The sequence below is a fragment of the Sphingomonas brevis genome (assembly GCF_023516505.1).
Taxonomy (GTDB): domain Bacteria; phylum Pseudomonadota; class Alphaproteobacteria; order Sphingomonadales; family Sphingomonadaceae; genus Sphingomicrobium; species Sphingomicrobium breve.
Map to the genome: position 1 here is coordinate 1,134,443 of NZ_JAMGBB010000001.1, position 16,002 is coordinate 1,150,444.

The following is a 16,002-nucleotide window of genomic DNA, read 5'->3' on the forward strand; positions in this document are numbered from 1 at the left end:
CCTACTTCTTGTCCTTCTTCGCCTGCTGCGACTTGCGGAAGCGGGCGGCCCAGCCGGCAAACCCACGTTGCTCGCCGCGGGCGATTGCCAGCTCGTCCGCCGCGACATTCTTGGTAACGACCGAACCCGCGCCGACAATGGCCCCCGCACCGATGCTTACCGGTGCGACCAGCGCGCTGTTGGAGCCAATAAACGCGCCCGGCCCGATATCAGTCTGATATTTGCCGAATCCGTCGTAATTGCAGGTGATCGTTCCGGCTCCAATGTTGGCATTCTCGCCGACATTTGCGTCGCCGATGTAGCTTAGGTGGTTGGCCTTGGCGCCCTTGCCAAGATTGGCCTGCTTCACCTCGACGAAATTGCCGACCTTGGAGCCTTCACCCAGCACGGCGCCGGGCCTCAGCCGAGCGAACGGACCGACCACGCAACCGGTCGAAATGATCGCGCCCTCGATGTGCGAGAATGCCTTGATGGTCGCGCCATTGGCAATCTTCACGCCCGGGCCGAACACGACATGCGGCTCGATCGTGCAGTCGCGCCCAAGCTCAGTGTCGGCCGAAAACCAGACGCTCTCGGGATCTATCAGGGTCGCGCCCTGCTCCAGCGCTTGCCACCGCCGGCGGGTCTGCCAATCCTCCTCCAGCGCGGCTAGTTCGGCGCGGCTGTTGACCCCCGCCGTCTCGAACGGCTCGCCCTCAATCGCCACCGGCGCGCGGCCTTCATCCTTGGCGATCATGACGATGTCGGGGAGGTAATATTCCTTGGCCGCATTGGCGTTTCCGACCTTTGACAACCAGCGGAAGAGATCCTTCGATTGGACCGCCATCATGCCCGAGTTGCACAGTTTGACCGCGCGCTCGGCCTCGTTGGCGTCCTTATATTCGACCATCTTCGAGATATGATCGCCGTCGCCCAGGATGACACGGCCATAGGTCTTGCCGTCGGCAGGCGAGCTGGCCAGCACGACCACGCCCGGATCGTCTTTCGCCGCAAGCCGATCGAGCATTTCGGCCAGCGTGTCGCGAGTAACGAACGGCGTGTCGCCGTAGAGGATGAGCAAGGCTCCGTCGAAACCTTCCAGCGCCTTCTCGGCCATCTGCACCGCGTGGCCGGTACCCTTCTGCTCGGACTGCAAGGCTGTCACCACGCCGTGCCCCTCAAGCGCTTTCTCAAGCTGCTCGCGGCCCTTGCCGACCACCACTATCCGCCGCTCGGCGCCCATCGCCTCAAGCGTCGATAGCAAGTGCAGCAGCATCGGCTTGCCAGCGATCGGGTGGAGAACCTTGTGCGTGTCGGAACGCATCCGCGTGCCCTGCCCCGCGGCGAGGATCACGACCGAGAATTTCGCTTGAGTCATTTGCTGCGCATCGCACGGACTCTACGGCTTTTCCATAGACGAAGGGCCCCGGCCAAACCGGAGCCCATCGCTCAAACATTAGCTGGTTCAGCTAGCCGCCGGAGCCTTGGGCTTGGCCGGGGCCCGCTTGCGTGCACCGGCGCTTGAGCGCCGCTTGGCGGGAGTGCTCGCCTTGCGCGCCGCCGGCTTCTTGGCCGCAGGTTTCTTCGCGGCGGGTTTCCTGGCCGCCGTCTTGGTCTTCGATGCGGCCCTTGCCCTGGCAGCAGGCGCCTTGCGCGTCGCACCGGTCTTGCGCGGCGCTGACTTGGTCGCGACCGGCTTTGACGAAGCAGTCGAAGTGGCCTCATCGGCCCATTTGCCTGACAAGACGCGCTGCGCGGCATCGGCCACCGCTTCGGCGATGAGCGAGCCGAGCTTGGACGCATTAGACATCATCTGCGTGGCAGCCTGGCTGGCGCTGTCGGCGGCATCGAGGCCCGCATCGCGGATCGCCTTGCGCGCCTTGGGGCTGGCGGCAATCGCTGCCGCCGCTGCGGTCAAGCCCGCTGCCAACATTTCACGGCTCATCGCCGCCTTGGCGATTTTGTCGAAGGTCGCTTTGTTGCTACCGCCGCTTTTGGTGCGGCTCGTCGATGCCTTGGCCATTACTGCCTCCCTTTTCGATCCTACCGCCAATAGCGGCTGTTGCCCGAAACGGTTCCGAAATAAGCGAAGATTTGCGCAAGTAAAAGGGAGCTGCCGCACCACACGACAGCTCCCTTCAACATGGTCAGCGACCGGACGTTCAAGCCCGGAAGGACATAAATGGCTGGTTAGGCCATCACCTTCCAAGCGAACTGGACCGACCTCCCTGCTGAACCATGAGACATCGGATCACCTCCTTTCGCTGCTGGATTGCAACCACAGAATGTTGTGGTCGGAGATGATAAACAAGACTTGTAATTGTGGTCAGTTTCGACAATCTTCAATGCTTCGCGCCGGTTCGGGCCAGCTTGGTACCGCGATCGTCGGTCCGGTCCCTCCCGCTACGATGAACCTCCCTCGGCTGAACGCGATTGCGTCGAGCAGGGGATCATTGGCCGGCACTTGACCGTTCAGCGGAAGAGTTCGGCTCGTTGAATCCGCAACGATTGTCAACGACGCCGGAGTGCTGTTGAGTCGGCTGATGACGACAGTTCGGCTTGACCGATCGCAGCGCAGCTGAAGCTGCGTCCCGAACGTGGCAATCGATTCGGCCGCGGTTGCGACATACGACCATTGGCCATTCGCCAGCGGCAACGCCTTGCCGGCTTCGAAGGTCAATGGCGTCTGCTGGGCCGCGGCGGGCGCCGCGACCAATATTAGTGCTGCGACGAGCCTCATTTGCCGAGCTTGTCGACCTTTGCCTGCAACGCCGCGAGCTCGGCCTTGAGCTTCGCAATCTCATCGGCGGATTGCTCACCCTCGCCTGCCGCCGGCTTGGCCTTCTTGCCGGCCATTGCCTGGGCGGCTTCCTCGAACATTGCCATGTTCCGCTTGGCCAGGTCGGCGAACATATTGGGCCCGAAAGCACCCGCCATGGCCTGCTGGTTCTTCTGGAACGCTTCCATCGCCGCTTCCAGATATTGTGGCACGGCGCCTTGCATCTGGCCGCCGTAGAGACCGATCAGCTGGCGGAGAAAATTGACCGGAAGCATGGTCGAACCGCGCGATTCCTCGTCAACGATAATTTGGGTCAGCACCTGGTGAGTGATGTCCTCGCCGGTCTTGGCATCGACCACTTCGAAGTCGCGGCCCTCGCGGATCATCGCCGCCAGCCGGTCGAGCGTGATGTAACTGCTGCTCTCGGTGTCGTAGAGCCGCCGGTTGGCGTATTTCTTGATCGTCACCCGCTTGGTCGAACTTTGGTCGGCGGACTTAGCCATGCAATCTCCCCTAGGCTTTGACCAAGCCTAGTCCTGCCTTTCCTGCACCGCAACATTCTCCCGCGTGTGCGAAAACACCGGTAGCTCGGCGCTTGCGGCTGGGGACGGGCCAAGCTAAGCGGACGCCCACGCACCCGTAGCTCAGCTGGATAGAGCGCTGCCCTCCGAAGGCAGAGGCCACAGGTTCGAATCCTGTCGGGTGCGCCATTCCCGTGCAAAACTGGGCACTCCTTTGCGAGTGCCCGCCGCGGTCGCGACGACGGCCCGCTCCAGCGCCTTGCGGGATCCGCGAATGCGAATCTGCTCGTCCTCAACAAGGACCTGATCGATCAGCAGCCTGACGTAGGCCTGGCGCAGTGTCGGGTTGTCGCCGCGAAGCCCCTCGCGAAGCAGCGAACCGAACCGGCCAATAATCTCCGGCGTCACCGCCCGCTGGTTTGGCTTCAGCTGACGCTCCAGCGCCTCGATATCGCCGGTGAGCGACGCAATTCGCCCGCGGTGATGGGTCAAGCGCTCGGCAAAGTCGCGATCGGTAGGCGAAGCGAGCCCCTGCTCAACTAGCTCATAGAGGCGGTTGAGCGCTCCCATGCTGTTGGTCTTCTCGGTCCGCAACGAGGCAAGCTCATCACGGCGCTTGGCATCAGAGATGTCACTTTTCTCCAGGAAAGCCTCCATCAGCTTCGGAAGGCGGTCCGCGTGCAACACGCGTTGTTCAACGGCGTCGAGCACGAGGCCGTCCAGCTTCTCCATCCTGATGGAACGGCCTGGACATGCTGTCTCGCCTCGAGTGGCACGGCGTGAGCAGGCATAATAGCGGTAACGCCCTGACTTACCGGTTCGGATTGTCAGTGCGCCTTGGCAGCCGGTGCAACCGCATTTGGCGATGCCGGTCAGCAATGTTGGCCCCGAGACGATGCGCGCCGGAGTCTGTCTGGGATTGCGCTCCGCCATTCGTGTCTGAACGGTCTGGAAAGTTTGCTCGTCGATGATCGGCGGGACTTCCATTGGAACCCATTGCTCGCGCGGACGGCGCTCCCCGGTGCGTGAGTCCGTGCGATTGAAATAATGGGTCCCGGCGTAGGTGGTGCGGCGAAGCACCGCATCGACGTTGGAGACGTGAAACGGCTTGCCACGGTAGCGGTAGCTCCGGCTGTTCAGCCACGAGGCGATCTTCTTGATCCCGAGCGGTCCGCTCTCACCGTCCCCTTCAAGATAGAGCGAGAAGATGCGGCGAACGAGCGGTGCCTCGGTCTCATCGACCGCCAGAACCTTCTTGTCCTTGTCCCCTCGCCGTTCGGCGATCAGCACCTTGTAGCCGAGCGGAGGCCTCGAGCCGTTCCAGAAGCCCTGCTTGGCGTTCGACACCATGGAGCGCCTCACGTGCTTGGCAGTCTCGGCGCTTTGATATTCGTCGAACTTGCTGAGGATCGAGCGGACGAGATCGCCCGTCGCCCCCTCCCCTACGTCCTGAGTAATCGAGACCAGCTCGACCTTCGCCTTGGCGAGCTTGCGCCGGTAGCGCTCGAACTCGAACTGATCCCGGAAGAAGCGGCTGAAGCTGTGGACGATCACCAGATCATAGGGGCGGTCGCGAGCAATCGCTGCCTCGACCATCGACTGGAACTGTGGCCGATTGTCGTCGGTCGCCGATGCTCCAGGCTCGCGGTACACGTCGACCAGCAAGATGCCCCGCCCCTCGCAATAGGCGGTGATCGCCGCGATCTGGTCTGCAAGGCTGGTCTCGTGCTCAGCCTGCCGAGTAGTGGACACGCGGACATAGGCTGCTGCTCGCGGAGCGACTTGCGGAAACCCAGGTACGGACGCGGGGAGAGATGAACCCATGATACTCCTCATCCAAACAGGGCGAGAATCTGTCGGCCCAGATACCGGTCAAGCAACCTTACTTCATCGTCCGTGACCTCAAGGCAAGTCGGCAGGTGCTCGATTGATGGGTTATCGTTGGCCGGTGAACCAGACCGGGGCAGCTCGGCTTTGCCGGGAACAGCCGCGCAGGCATCGTCATTGGCCGCATCCCTGGCAGGACTGGCGCATCTTGCCTGCCGCTTCGAACCGCGATTTGCCATCGGAAACCCTCCATCGTGAGGGTTGACTCAGGTGACATGAAAATCGGCGAGCGCAACAGGGTCTTGTTGTAACTTCGCCCTAGCCGACATCACGAGGCCCCGAGTGCGGCGTGACATGTCGCGCTGAGTCCGAATGAGCGACCGAATTGCGCCCTTCTCGGCCGTTCGTCTGGGCTGCGCAGCGTCCCTAAAGCGGCCGTTGGTTCACTTTGCTGGCTTATGACCGATTTCGACCCATTGCGGTCATTGAGAGCTGGGCGCATCGTTGTAGTGATGAGGACCCATGTAAGATTTTTTCTCGTGCTGTCGTTGCTTGGTTCGAGTTGCGATCAGCCAGACCCTGAGCAGCGCAACAGCCTCGTAGGAACATATCTCACACCAACATCGGAACGCCTGCGCCAGGAAACAGTGCAGATCGATCTTTCTCAGTATCACGACGATACGGGCATTGATGAGAATCTGCTCGTCGAACTTAGGCCTGACAATACTGTCCTCGTCAGTCGAGCACGGAGGTACCCAATTCGGGAGCAAAGGAAGGTTGAAACTCAAGCATTGAGGAAATTTCGGCTGACAAATGCTACTGCTGCGGACGTCCGATCCAAATTGGCCCGCCTGCGACCGCAGCATCTAACTGCCGACATGGCAGGCTCTCTTCCGACCGGATGCCAGTACATATGCGATGGCGCCGCCGAGTTCACCATCGCCTATTGGGATAAAGAGCAGCGCTTCGGTGTGTTCGAGCTTCAGCACGGATGCACAAGCGCGAATGTTCCTGTCGTTAGGAAACTTGTGAAAAACGTGCTTAGCCAAATGAACATTGCGCCAGCTGAATTTGGGTTTTCGATAAAAGGCTGATGGCCACTTTCCACCCATTGCGGTCATTAGCAATCAACCGGCCTGTCGGCGGATCACCGCAGAGACCTTACTCGCTACTTCGTTGAGTGTTGCGGAGAGCCGATTGATCTCGGAAGTCACCGACAATCCGGGGTCGTAGCGTGAGACGAGATACTCGCGTGTCTCGCTTAGACTGCGAAGATGTTGTGCGGTTCGCTTCCGCAAATCCAGACCGAGCGCGATGGCAATGTCGGTACGGGCAGCGAGATTATGCTGCATTCCGCGAACCGTCGTCGATTGGTACCCCCTCGCGAGTAAGAGGGCATTGAGATGCAGTTCAATGGCGTGGATGGCAAGCTGTCGAAAGGGTGCAAGCGATAGCGGATTGCCGCGTTGGCGAAGCGGCAATAGCGCGTTGGCCGCCAGAAGATACTGGCCTGCTAGCCGCAAGACTTCCTCTGGCTTTGCGTCCTCGCCAGGGTAGTCAAATTTTTGCCCTTCGACCGACATCGAAGCCGCTTACGGCGGAACCCGGAAAGACTTTGCTAATGACCGCTTTCCACCCCATTGCAGACATTTGAATAAGCACACCCACAAGCTAAATGTGCAGCGTGAGGATGCCATTCCAAGTCTTCGGCGATACAATCGACCGGCTACCTAAATGGGTCGGCTTGGTTTTCTATCTCTGGGTGTTGATTGGCTTCGTGGATTGGCTGGGACTCATAGCCCTCCCGACACAGCCGTTGTGGCTCAGCCTCTGCATCCTATGGCCAATGATACTTGTGCTTCTTCTGGCCATCATGACGGTGGCCGTTCACGCCTTCGGCTTTCTGTCTTGGCCGGTTCGTGCGGCTTATGCGGCTTGGAAGAGGCGTTCACAGGCGTAAGCAGCCAATGACCGTTTTCCATCCATTGCGGACGAAAGCGAACCCTTGCAATCATGCCGCAGCATTTTGCGAGGGGGCATTATGTTTCGCCTATTGAAATTGAGACCGCCGCACGGCTGGAACGCGGTGGGATGGGAGCTGGCGATAGTTACGCTCGGCGTCGTCATCGCACTCGGCGCCCAGGAGTTCGTGCAAAGCCTCCATTGGAAAAGCGAGGTGCGGCAAACCCGACAGGCGTTGGATGCCGAACTCTCGCGTGACTTTGCAGCGTTCCGCTACCGACTGGATCAAAACGACTGCATTATCGCACGGGCCGAAGAACTGCTGAAGTGGGGCAAGAGTCTTCAAACCAACAAGCCGATCAAGTTGAAGCACCCGTTGGTAGCGCCCCCCGGCTTCGCAATTCGCACAGAGGTCTGGGACCTGATCGAAGGTGACATTGCATCGCGAATCCCCCTGAAGGACAGGCTCAATTATGCAGGCCTCTATTCCGGCATGCGAGGCTTCGACAGCCGGACATCGGAAGAAGGCGAGATGTGGACGGCGATCGCCGAATATGAAGAAGCAACGGCATTAAGCGGGGGCGATGCTCGCAAGCTTCTCCTCGCTGCCAATGGACTTATCGGGATGAGCCAAAGGCTACCGGCATGGAACACAACGATGAGCCGTCAGGCGCGCGAGTTGGGCCTGGTACCGGATGCAAACCTGCTGAAGACTGCCAATCCTATCATTCCGCAGATTAGAGAGGCGGCCTGCGAACCTTATTTGTAGAAGGTCGTGCCCGCTAATGTCGTCTTTCCACCCAAAGCGGTCATTGATACCAGAAACATTGTCAGCCAATCTGTGGGCGGAGGGGCAACCACTAGGAAGATGGCCCGGAGATAATAAAATTGGGCGCGGAAGCATTTTTCCAGTGTTTGGTTGAGTGGATTTACGATCCGCTACAAGAGAGGTTTGGATCGCCTTTTGCGACGTTAGTTGTCCTCCTTATCACTGCTGCCGTGATCGGAACCTGCCTCTGGCTTACTCTCCGATTAGTGTAGCACCGGGCATCCGCTCTAATGGCCGGAATGGGTGGAAATCAGACATAGTTTGAAGGATCAAATGCCGGTCGACGCCCCCCACTGAGAGCTCTGAACGATGTTAAGCGCGGCGGCAAGATATTGGGCAACAAGCAGTCCCAGCAAAACAATGTCGAGCTTTGCCTTCCTGCTGATAAACAAGCCCAGAAGCGGAACCCAATATACGCCTTGGTAAGCGACGAAAGCCCAATCGCCAGACTGTGGAGGAAAGCTGATGAGGGTGAACACCAGAACGGCGATGTTGGCGAGGCCAACACCTGCAATCACCAGCCGCTTTTGTGCCCAATAATGTTCGTCCAGGCTTGTCCACTCGTCCCAATCCTTCGGATAGACGAGCGACGCGGCCAGATAGTAAGTAACAGCGACGACGAGGCCGCCAGTCATCATCGCCCAACTAATCGTGATGCCAGCTCGACTGGCCCAGGCGAAAAGCCAGAAGCCCATAATGTCGACCATGATGAACAGAGACAAAAGTGGTGTGAGCCAGCCAAGCTTCACGCGACGACGCATGTTGAGCGCGCCGGCAAGTCCGCCTGTCACCTCTGCAACTGAAAAGCCAAGCAAAAGCCCGTAGAACGAGAAAAAGAACTCGAACGCCCCCATGGCAGCCTCCCCCGTGGAGTCGATGTTGCATGGCAAAAGCGGCGGGGCAATCCGGCGCTCAGTCTCATGTCTGTAGCGGACTAAAAGCCTATGGCCGGAATGGGTGGTTATTTGCCGTTATGACGGCGGCCAAAAAGTCCGAGTTCATTCAGCACGAAAGCCCAATACGCTAGTGCTATGGCGATTAGCGTTTTGCGATAATCGGGCTGCCAAAAGCCAAGTGCCTCCCCTGCCATTAGGGCCATCCCAAACCAAACTGCGATTAGGCCAATCACGATATGATGGGGGCCAAAAAGGGCGTCTTTGAGCCTGTTCATTCCACTAGATTATCAGGCCGCCTAACGACCGCAATGGGTGGAAAGCGGTCATTAGGATGGGCGCGCAACCGTTCGTATTTTCGATGGCACGCGAACCAACGCCAAGAGTAGGTTCATTCCGTACACCCACCCGAACGCTAATGCGGAGAGTTTCAAGCCTCCAATCAACCCGCCGTCGAGCAAACCGAAGACAAAGAACATGACCGCCCCGAGCAGGCAAAACACGAAAGCGTGTAGGCTTCGGAGTTCGTATTTGAGTGTGCGGCCACTCAACCCCTGGTCTATCCAAATGCGACCTTGGTCGTAGATCACCATTGCGTGATGACCGGACGAAAGCAGGTCTTCCCACAGTGGTGCTTCAAAGATAACGTGGTTTGAGTCGCGCACGACCACGGGCTTCATTTGCCGCTCAAGCAGGTTTTCCACGCGGTCCAGCGCCATCTCGTTCGAAACTCTTCCATCGAGCGGCACGGCCCCCCGAAGGTGCCAAAGAAAATCCATCATCTTGGACGCTGGCTACGAGGTATGCCCCATGGCAGCAATGGGTGGAAAGCGGCCATTAGCGCCAAGGGTGTTCAATGATGGTCTCGTATAGTTTGTGCCATCCCGATGGCGGCGGGTTAGCTAGAGAATAAGCGGCCTGGTCGGCGCTAGAGAGACCAGAGAACCAGCGGTAGAACTCATTGTAGTATTCCTCGCCGCTGCCCATCCGCCAGCCAACCGTGCCAGCCGGAATGTTCGGATGCTTCTGCCAAGGCGTTTCCATCGAGCAACCGTATCGTCAGTTATCTAATGACCGCAATGGGTCGAAAGCTGCCATAAGCGGACGGTCCGCTAACGGCCATTCCAAGCCGCTAAGCGCACCCCATCACCTTATGGCCGGAATGGGTAGCCAGCGGGGCACTGGCACAGCACTCTTGGTCGCCCTAACATCACGGCGAAATGGAGGTGTCGCTGCATGCCACGTAGACTGCTTCTGCTGATCGGCTGGATGACTGCGGATTCGGCCGCTGCCCAGCAACAGCCGCCGCTGATCGACAAACCAACCGCTGCAATGATTTCGTCCGAGGCTTCGGGCACCGCCGCCAAGCGGACGGTTCAGTCGCTTTCGGTCCATCATCGGATGCGAGGCTCTCAAGGTTACAAAATGGCCGCCGAGCTGATCCGGGACCGGCTCCTCAGCTACGGCCTGGAAGAAGTTGAGATTATTGCGCTGCCGGCCGACGGAAAGACTTACTACGGAACGCAGCGCGCACGGCCCGCCTGGAACGCCAGCTTCGCCGAGCTTTGGGAGCAGCGGCGCGACGGCAACGCCTGGGCCGATGCAGAACGAGTAGCCTCGTGGAATGACCAGCCGATTACCTTGGCCCAGGACAGCATCGACGGAAGCGCAAATGCCGACCTGGTAGACGTCGGCACCGGCACCGCCGAGGCGGATTATGCGGGTAAGGACGTCCGCGGAAAGCTGGTCCTCATCTCCGCCCAACCCGAGACGGCAGCGGCATTGGCGGTGCATAAATATGGCGCCGCCGGAATTGTCTCATGGGCGCAAAACCAGAAACAGGGTTGGTGGGGCGAAGATGAGAGCCTGATCCGCTGGGGACACCTCGACACATGGAAGGACCCGGCGTTCGCGTTCATGGTCTCTCCGGCGCGCGCGCACCAGTGGCAGGAACGCCTCCGGCGCGGCGAGCAGGTTCGGCTGCGCGCCCGTGTCGAGGCGGAAAGTTCACCGGGATCCTATCTCATTCCCACCGCCGTCATTCCGGGCCGGGATCGCTCGCGCGAGATCGTCTTTTCGTGCCACCTCGATCATCCGTCGCCCGGAGCCAATGACAATGCCAGCGGCTGTGCCGGTGAACTGGAAATCGCCCGGCTGCTGAACCGTCTGATTTCGGAAGGGAAGCTGCCCAAGCCCGAGCGAACGATTCGATTCATCTGGCCGTGCGAAGTGGAATGCACCATCGCGCTTCTCAACGGACGGCCGGAATTTGCCAGCCGCACGCTTGCAACGATCCACCTCGACATGATCGGCGGCGACACGGAGAAAGTGAAATCGATCCTCCGGGTCCAAGGCTCACCACCCAGTCTGCCGAGCTTCGTCGACGACGTTGCGTTCTCGATCGCAAAGTGGGTCAATGCAGAGACACTGTCCTATGCTGACACCGGGGTAGCTAACTGGCCTTTCCTCGATCCTGAAGGAAGCAAGCGGCCCCTCCAGGCCGAGGTCGGCGGCTTTTCCGAGGGAAGCGATCACACGGTTTGGGCCGAAGGAAGCTGGCGGATACCGGTCATTTACCTGGCCGACTGGCCGGACCGCTACATCCACACCCAGCGAGATATCCCGGAAAATCTTGATCCGACGAAACTCAAGCGCGCAATTTTTATCGGCGCGAGCGCCGGATGGTATCTTGCCAATCTCGGCCAGGGCAACGTCCCCGCGCTAGATCGGGCAATGCATGCAGAACGGCTGGATCGCCACGCTGCCGAAGTTCGCAAGATGGCTGCCATGGCGCCTGCGGACGCCGTTCTCGTCGAGCGCTACTCTCGAAATATCGATATTGCCGAAGCGCAGTCCCTATCACGATTTGGGCTTCAACCGGCAAATAGCGCCGCGATGGCCGGAGAGACCATTTCTTCAGCGGAATCGGCGGCGGGTTCTGCGGCATTGATCTACCGGCGAAATGCCGATCCGAAGGGGCCGATGAGCGGCTTTGGCTACTCGTGGCTGGATGACCGGCTCGAAATGAAAGGTCTGAAACGGCCCGCCCTGCTCGACCGTGAAGGTCCCCGCGACACTGCAAGTTTTGCCTATGAGGCGCTGAACCTGGTCGACGGGACCCGCAACGTCCGGGACATTCGTGATTTCCTGTCCGCGACGATTGCCCCTGTTCCGGTGGAGGACGTCGCCGAATTTCTCGCGACCTTGGAAAATGTCGGCCTTCTTGAGAGGCTGGCAGCCAATATTAGCTAACCGACGGTCTGTTCCGATCTCCCAATGTCCGCTTTGAGTGGAACTTGCTGTTAGGGGACGGTCTGCGATCGGCCAGAATGAGCCATCACCCCAGGCTTCCAAGCAGCGTCAGTTGCTATGACCGGGAAGGATGGAAAGCTGCCGCTTAGCGAATGACCTGCGTAGTCAGGCGTACGACCAGGATGGTCATGATAGTAATGACAGCTGTCCAATCCCATCGCCTGCTGTTTGTCAGCAGCATTGAGACGAGCAATGCGAAGATCCCGACCCGCACTAGTGAGAGGAGATCCCATTCCATGCGACTAACGACCACAGCCGTCACGAAGGTGCTCACCTGATAAAGCGCAAAGGTCAGAATGATGACCCTGCGCTGCTCGTCATAATCGCGGCGCATGTCCCAGTCTTCCTCCCTCGAAAAGTCGGGTAATACGCTTGCAGTGGCGACGAAAAGCAGGATCGACGGCAGGAGGATGAGGCCGAAGTCGGCGACGGTTCCCGTCTGCGACGACGCGTCCAGCGCAGGAACAAGAACCACCAGAAATTAAGCACCAGTAGGAACAGTGTCACGACCCAGGCGAGGGGAAGGAAATCCCAGCGGACGCGCCTGCGGTTGCGGACCAATCGGTAGAGCTTCCCAAACATCTCCGTCAGGCCAAGCCCTATGATGATCGAGATCAACGTGATCGCATGCGTCGCTATGTCCATGTCGCACCCCCGACCGCATTAGTTTCATGGAGGGCGAATGACCGCAATGGGTCGAAAGCAGCCATTTCCGGTCACTCTGAACGAACGTCAGGGATTGCGCCTGGCCAACCCGAGAGCGGACGGTCCCCTTTCAGCCAGTAGAGGCCAATCGGAACCAGAAACGCCAGCTGCGCCGAGTGCGATTTGGCGGTTTAACTCAACTTGGATAAAGTCCCCCTCAAAAGTACTGGGGGATTGTCATGCGACCATGTTGCTCTCTTCTGCTTGCAGGCTCCTGTCTTTTTACTTCGGCGGCATTTGCGACGCCGCCGCCACCGATACTTTCGGGATCGCCAAGCGCGGCTGAGATCAGACAGCGTTGCGACCTCTTCGCGAAGACCATCGCGACGGCCAGAGAGGCGCTCGAGAAGCAGGCCGGACCGGCGACTGTCGACTCCTCATTGCAATCCTTTGACCAGATCTACGAGTTGATTGGAGCGGCGCTCGCCGAATCTACCTTCTGGCGGGAAGTTGCGATCAGCGCCGAGAGCCGCGACACTGCACAAAAGTGCGAAGTCGCGATGTATAGCGAATTCAACAAACTTGGGCTGTCTCGCGCCGTCTTTGACCGCCTGAAGGCCATTCCGACACCTTCCGATGCTGCAACTGCCTGGTACCTGAAGCGTCAGATCGAGGCGTTTGAGCGAGCGGGAGTTGCGCTGGACGAAGCCGGCCGGGCGAAGATGCAAGTCATCTCCGACGAGGCGTCTGCGCTTTCTTCGCTGTTTGAGTCCAATATCCCCAAGGACCAGCGGAGCGTGACGGCGAAGCCGGAAGAGCTGGATGGCCTGCCACAAGATTATATCGATGCACACAAACCCGGCGCGGACGGCCTTGTCAAAATCACGACCGAGTATCCGGATTACTTCCCCGTCCAGAGTTACGCCAGGAGCGATGATCTGAGGAAGCGGCTGGCGATCGCTTACAATAATCGCGCTTACCCACAGAACCACAAGGTCCTGCGTGATCTGATCAACAAGCGTGACGAACTAGCCAGGCTGGTCGGACGGTCAAACTACGCCGCGCTAACGCTGGAAGATCGGATGATCAACACGCCGGACAAAGTCATCGATCTCATCGGTCAAATGGCTGCTGCAGCGCGGCCAGCCGCCGAACGTGACTATGCCAGAAAGCTTGCCTCCCTGCGCGAGCTGGATCCTTCCATCACGAGGATCGCGCTTTGGCAGAACAGCTTTGCGACCCAGCGCGTGCAAAAGGCGCAATACGGCTTCGACCGGCAGGAGGCGCGCAAATACTTCGCCTACGACAATGTTCGCGACGGCATATTGAAGCTTACGGAAGACATGTTCGGGGTCCAGATCCGTCCCTGGAACTATGCAACCTGGGACAAGCTCGTCGAGCCGTACGAGATTGTCGAGAACGGCACGGTCATCGGCCGCTTCATCCTCGATTCTCACCCGCGTCCGGGAAAATATGAGCACGCGAATGCAGTGCCCCTCCGGATTGGGGTTGGCGATCGCCTGCCAATAGCCGCGCTGGTAATGAACCTGCCCGCCGGCGGCCATAAGACCGGCCTCATGGAACATGGCGACGTCGAAACGTTCCTTCACGAATATGGCCATCTTCTCCATTATATTTTTGGCGGCCAAAATCAGCGTTGGGCGGGGATCAGCGGAGTTGCGACGGAATGGGATTTCGTCGAGGCCCCGTCACAAATGCTCGAAAACTGGGTCTATGATTACGACACGCTGAGGCGCTTTGCAGTCGACGCCGACGGTAAACCAATCCCCAAGGAGCTAGTGGACCAGATGAACCGTGCCCGCTACTTCAACATGGGCATGGCGGACATGCGGCTGATGGGCTTATCCAATGCTTCGCTTCGCTACTACCTCGGCCCGGCGCCTGAAGATCTCAGCAAGGCATTCCGAACCTTTCACAGCCAGTTCGACCTCATCCAGTTTCCCGAGGAAACCCACTTCGAGGCCAGCTTGAGCCATCTGGGCGGATATGGTCCGGCCGTCTACACCTACAACTGGTCGCGGGTGATCTCGGACGACCTGTTCACTCTTTTCGAGAAGAATGGCTTGAGAGACCGGACGACGGCTGAGCGCTATCGACGGCTGGTGCTGGCGCCCGGGGGATCGAAGCCGGCCGCCGAGCTTATCGCCGATTTCCTCGGGCGACCGGTTAACATGGATGCATATCGGGCGCGGATGGCGAAGGATAATTAGGCCAGATCCAAGCGAATGCCGGAGCCTGGGCACCGGCTGTACATCAAGTCGGATACATTTCGACATTTGACGGAGCTTGCTACCAGCAGGTCACGTCCGCTGTGGGTCGGATTTAGTAGTCCGCCGTAATTCTGAACGAACGGCAGGAATGGCACCTCAGCCACCCGAAAGCGGACGGTCCGCTTTCGGCCAGGATCAGTCGTCAACAATGAGCACTTCGGCAGCCTTGGAATGGGGCTAGGTGCATCAAAATGTGTCAGTGCTCCGCCTCTCGTAGAACAGAGGGGCTTAAGGTGCATCAAAACCGACACCAAAAGCACGCGGGCGAGGCGCGGGGCCCAGCGCGGCGAGCCTGGCTGATGCCGCCCATCGCTAATGTTCGCTTTCGATCGCGCGCGGACATAAGGAATGCTGTGATGCAAGCGTCTCAAAGCCTCCCGTGACGCGATGCCCCGAAAAGAAGAGGTGTAGGATATGAGCTTTGGAATTTACGATGCCTCCGTGCCGGTGTTCGTCAATTCGCTGACGAACATGCGTGGTTGGCTCAACAAGGCTGCCGAAGAGAACAATGAGGTCGCGCTCATGGACGCGCGGCTTGCGCCTGACATGAGGCCCTTCCCCGCTCAGTATCAGATGGCCTCCGATTCAGCGAAGAATGCGCTCGCGCGGCTCACAGGCACGGAAGGTCCGTCGATGCCCGACACCGAGAAAAGCTTCTCGGAGCTGATGGAGCGCTGCGACCGCACAATCGAGTATCTGCGGAGTTTCGACGCACGTTCGTTGGACGGCAGTGAAGATCGAGAGGTCGTAATCAAATTCCCGAACGGGATGGGTTATCGCTTCTTGGGTGGGCAGTACCTCGCGGGATTTGCGCTCCCCAATTTCTTCTTTCACGTCACGACCGCCTACGCGATCCTCCGCAGTGCCGGGGTGTCTCTGGGAAAGCCGGACTTCCTTCAGCACCTCGGGCCACCAACGCAGGAAGGGTAATCCAGACACGTCCAGGTGAGCCAAAGTGAGTGAA

General features: G+C 59.2%; 15 protein-coding genes, 1 tRNA gene and 1 pseudogene. 6 read left to right on the forward strand and 11 right to left on the reverse strand.

What is annotated here, in order from left to right; all coding sequences use genetic code 11:
• Position 1 precedes the first annotated feature (1 nt).
• From glmU to phaR, 4 genes are all read right to left on the reverse strand, one after another.
• Complete coding sequence (gene glmU / locus LZ518_RS05890; RefSeq protein WP_249915085.1) at positions 2-1,357, reverse strand: bifunctional UDP-N-acetylglucosamine diphosphorylase/glucosamine-1-phosphate N-acetyltransferase GlmU; 1,356 nt, start codon at positions 1,355-1,357, stop codon at positions 2-4.
• Between the two features lie 87 nt (positions 1,358-1,444).
• Complete coding sequence (locus LZ518_RS05895; protein ID WP_249915086.1) at positions 1,445-2,002, reverse strand: hypothetical protein; 558 nt, start codon at positions 2,000-2,002, stop codon at positions 1,445-1,447.
• Between the two features lie 303 nt (positions 2,003-2,305).
• On the reverse strand, positions 2,306-2,719 hold the full coding sequence (locus tag LZ518_RS05900) for a hypothetical protein (RefSeq protein WP_249915087.1): 414 nt from the start codon (positions 2,717-2,719) through the stop codon (positions 2,306-2,308).
• Positions 2,716-3,261 (reverse strand): polyhydroxyalkanoate synthesis repressor PhaR, encoded by a 546-nt coding sequence (gene phaR, locus LZ518_RS05905; RefSeq protein WP_249915088.1) that lies wholly within the window; start codon positions 3,259-3,261, stop codon positions 2,716-2,718. The genes LZ518_RS05900 and phaR overlap by 4 nt, the downstream gene beginning before the upstream one ends.
• Positions 3,262-3,391: 130 nt before the next feature.
• Between phaR and LZ518_RS05910 the strand changes: the two genes are divergently transcribed.
• Positions 3,392-3,468, forward strand: a tRNA-Arg gene (locus LZ518_RS05910).
• A gap of 519 nt (positions 3,469-3,987) precedes the next feature.
• Here LZ518_RS05910 and LZ518_RS13600 read toward each other — a convergent pair.
• Positions 3,988-5,115 (reverse strand): annotated as a pseudogene (locus tag LZ518_RS13600) (recombinase family protein); the annotation flags it as partial.
• Positions 5,116-5,618: 503 nt separating this feature from the next.
• On the opposite strand from LZ518_RS13600, the gene LZ518_RS05925 reads away from it, so the two are divergent.
• On the forward strand, positions 5,619-6,200 hold the full coding sequence (locus LZ518_RS05925) for a hypothetical protein (protein WP_249915090.1): 582 nt from the start codon (positions 5,619-5,621) through the stop codon (positions 6,198-6,200).
• Positions 6,201-6,233: 33 nt separating this feature from the next.
• Here LZ518_RS05925 and LZ518_RS05930 read toward each other — a convergent pair whose 3' ends face one another.
• Positions 6,234-6,689 carry a hypothetical protein gene (locus LZ518_RS05930; RefSeq protein ID WP_249915091.1) on the reverse strand — a complete coding sequence of 152 codons (456 nt, stop codon included), beginning with the start codon at positions 6,687-6,689 and terminating at the stop codon, positions 6,234-6,236.
• Between the two features lie 458 nt (positions 6,690-7,147).
• Between LZ518_RS05930 and LZ518_RS05935 the strand changes: the two genes are divergently transcribed.
• The gene (locus tag LZ518_RS05935) at positions 7,148-7,837 is read left to right on the forward strand and encodes a hypothetical protein (protein WP_249915092.1); all 690 of its coding nucleotides are present in this window, start codon (positions 7,148-7,150) and stop codon (positions 7,835-7,837) included.
• Between the two features lie 329 nt (positions 7,838-8,166).
• Here the strand turns inward: LZ518_RS05935 and LZ518_RS05940 are convergent, their stop codons facing one another.
• The 4 genes from LZ518_RS05940 to LZ518_RS05955 all read right to left on the reverse strand — a co-directional run bounded on the left by LZ518_RS05940 (position 8,167) and on the right by LZ518_RS05955 (position 9,834).
• A complete protein-coding gene (locus LZ518_RS05940; RefSeq protein WP_249915093.1) occupies positions 8,167-8,751 on the reverse strand; it encodes a hypothetical protein in 585 nt (194 codons plus the stop codon).
• A 107-nt stretch (positions 8,752-8,858) separates the two neighbouring features.
• On the reverse strand, positions 8,859-9,068 hold the full coding sequence (locus tag LZ518_RS05945) for a hypothetical protein (RefSeq protein WP_249915094.1): 210 nt from the start codon (positions 9,066-9,068) through the stop codon (positions 8,859-8,861).
• Between the two features lie 51 nt (positions 9,069-9,119).
• Complete coding sequence (locus LZ518_RS05950) at positions 9,120-9,572, reverse strand: hypothetical protein (RefSeq protein ID WP_249915095.1); 453 nt, start codon at positions 9,570-9,572, stop codon at positions 9,120-9,122.
• A gap of 55 nt (positions 9,573-9,627) precedes the next feature.
• Positions 9,628-9,834: a hypothetical protein gene (locus tag LZ518_RS05955; RefSeq protein WP_249915096.1), complete on the reverse strand. Its 207-nt coding sequence runs from the start codon at positions 9,832-9,834 to the stop codon at positions 9,628-9,630.
• Between the two features lie 192 nt (positions 9,835-10,026).
• On the opposite strand from LZ518_RS05955, the gene LZ518_RS05960 reads away from it, so the two are divergent.
• Positions 10,027-12,042 (forward strand): M28 family peptidase, encoded by a 2,016-nt coding sequence (locus tag LZ518_RS05960; RefSeq protein WP_249915097.1) that lies wholly within the window; start codon positions 10,027-10,029, stop codon positions 12,040-12,042.
• A gap of 145 nt (positions 12,043-12,187) precedes the next feature.
• Here the strand turns inward: LZ518_RS05960 and LZ518_RS05965 are convergent, their stop codons facing one another.
• The gene (locus tag LZ518_RS05965; protein WP_249915098.1) at positions 12,188-12,577 is read right to left on the reverse strand and encodes a hypothetical protein; all 390 of its coding nucleotides are present in this window, start codon (positions 12,575-12,577) and stop codon (positions 12,188-12,190) included.
• Positions 12,578-13,187: 610 nt separating this feature from the next.
• Between LZ518_RS05965 and LZ518_RS05970 the strand changes: the two genes are divergently transcribed.
• Entirely contained in the window at positions 13,188-14,978 is a 1,791-nt protein-coding gene (locus LZ518_RS05970; protein WP_249915099.1) for a M3 family metallopeptidase, read from the forward strand.
• Between the two features lie 474 nt (positions 14,979-15,452).
• Positions 15,453-15,968 carry a DUF1993 domain-containing protein gene (locus LZ518_RS05975; protein ID WP_249915100.1) on the forward strand — a complete coding sequence of 172 codons (516 nt, stop codon included), beginning with the start codon at positions 15,453-15,455 and terminating at the stop codon, positions 15,966-15,968.
• Positions 15,969-16,002: the final 34 nt, after the last annotated feature.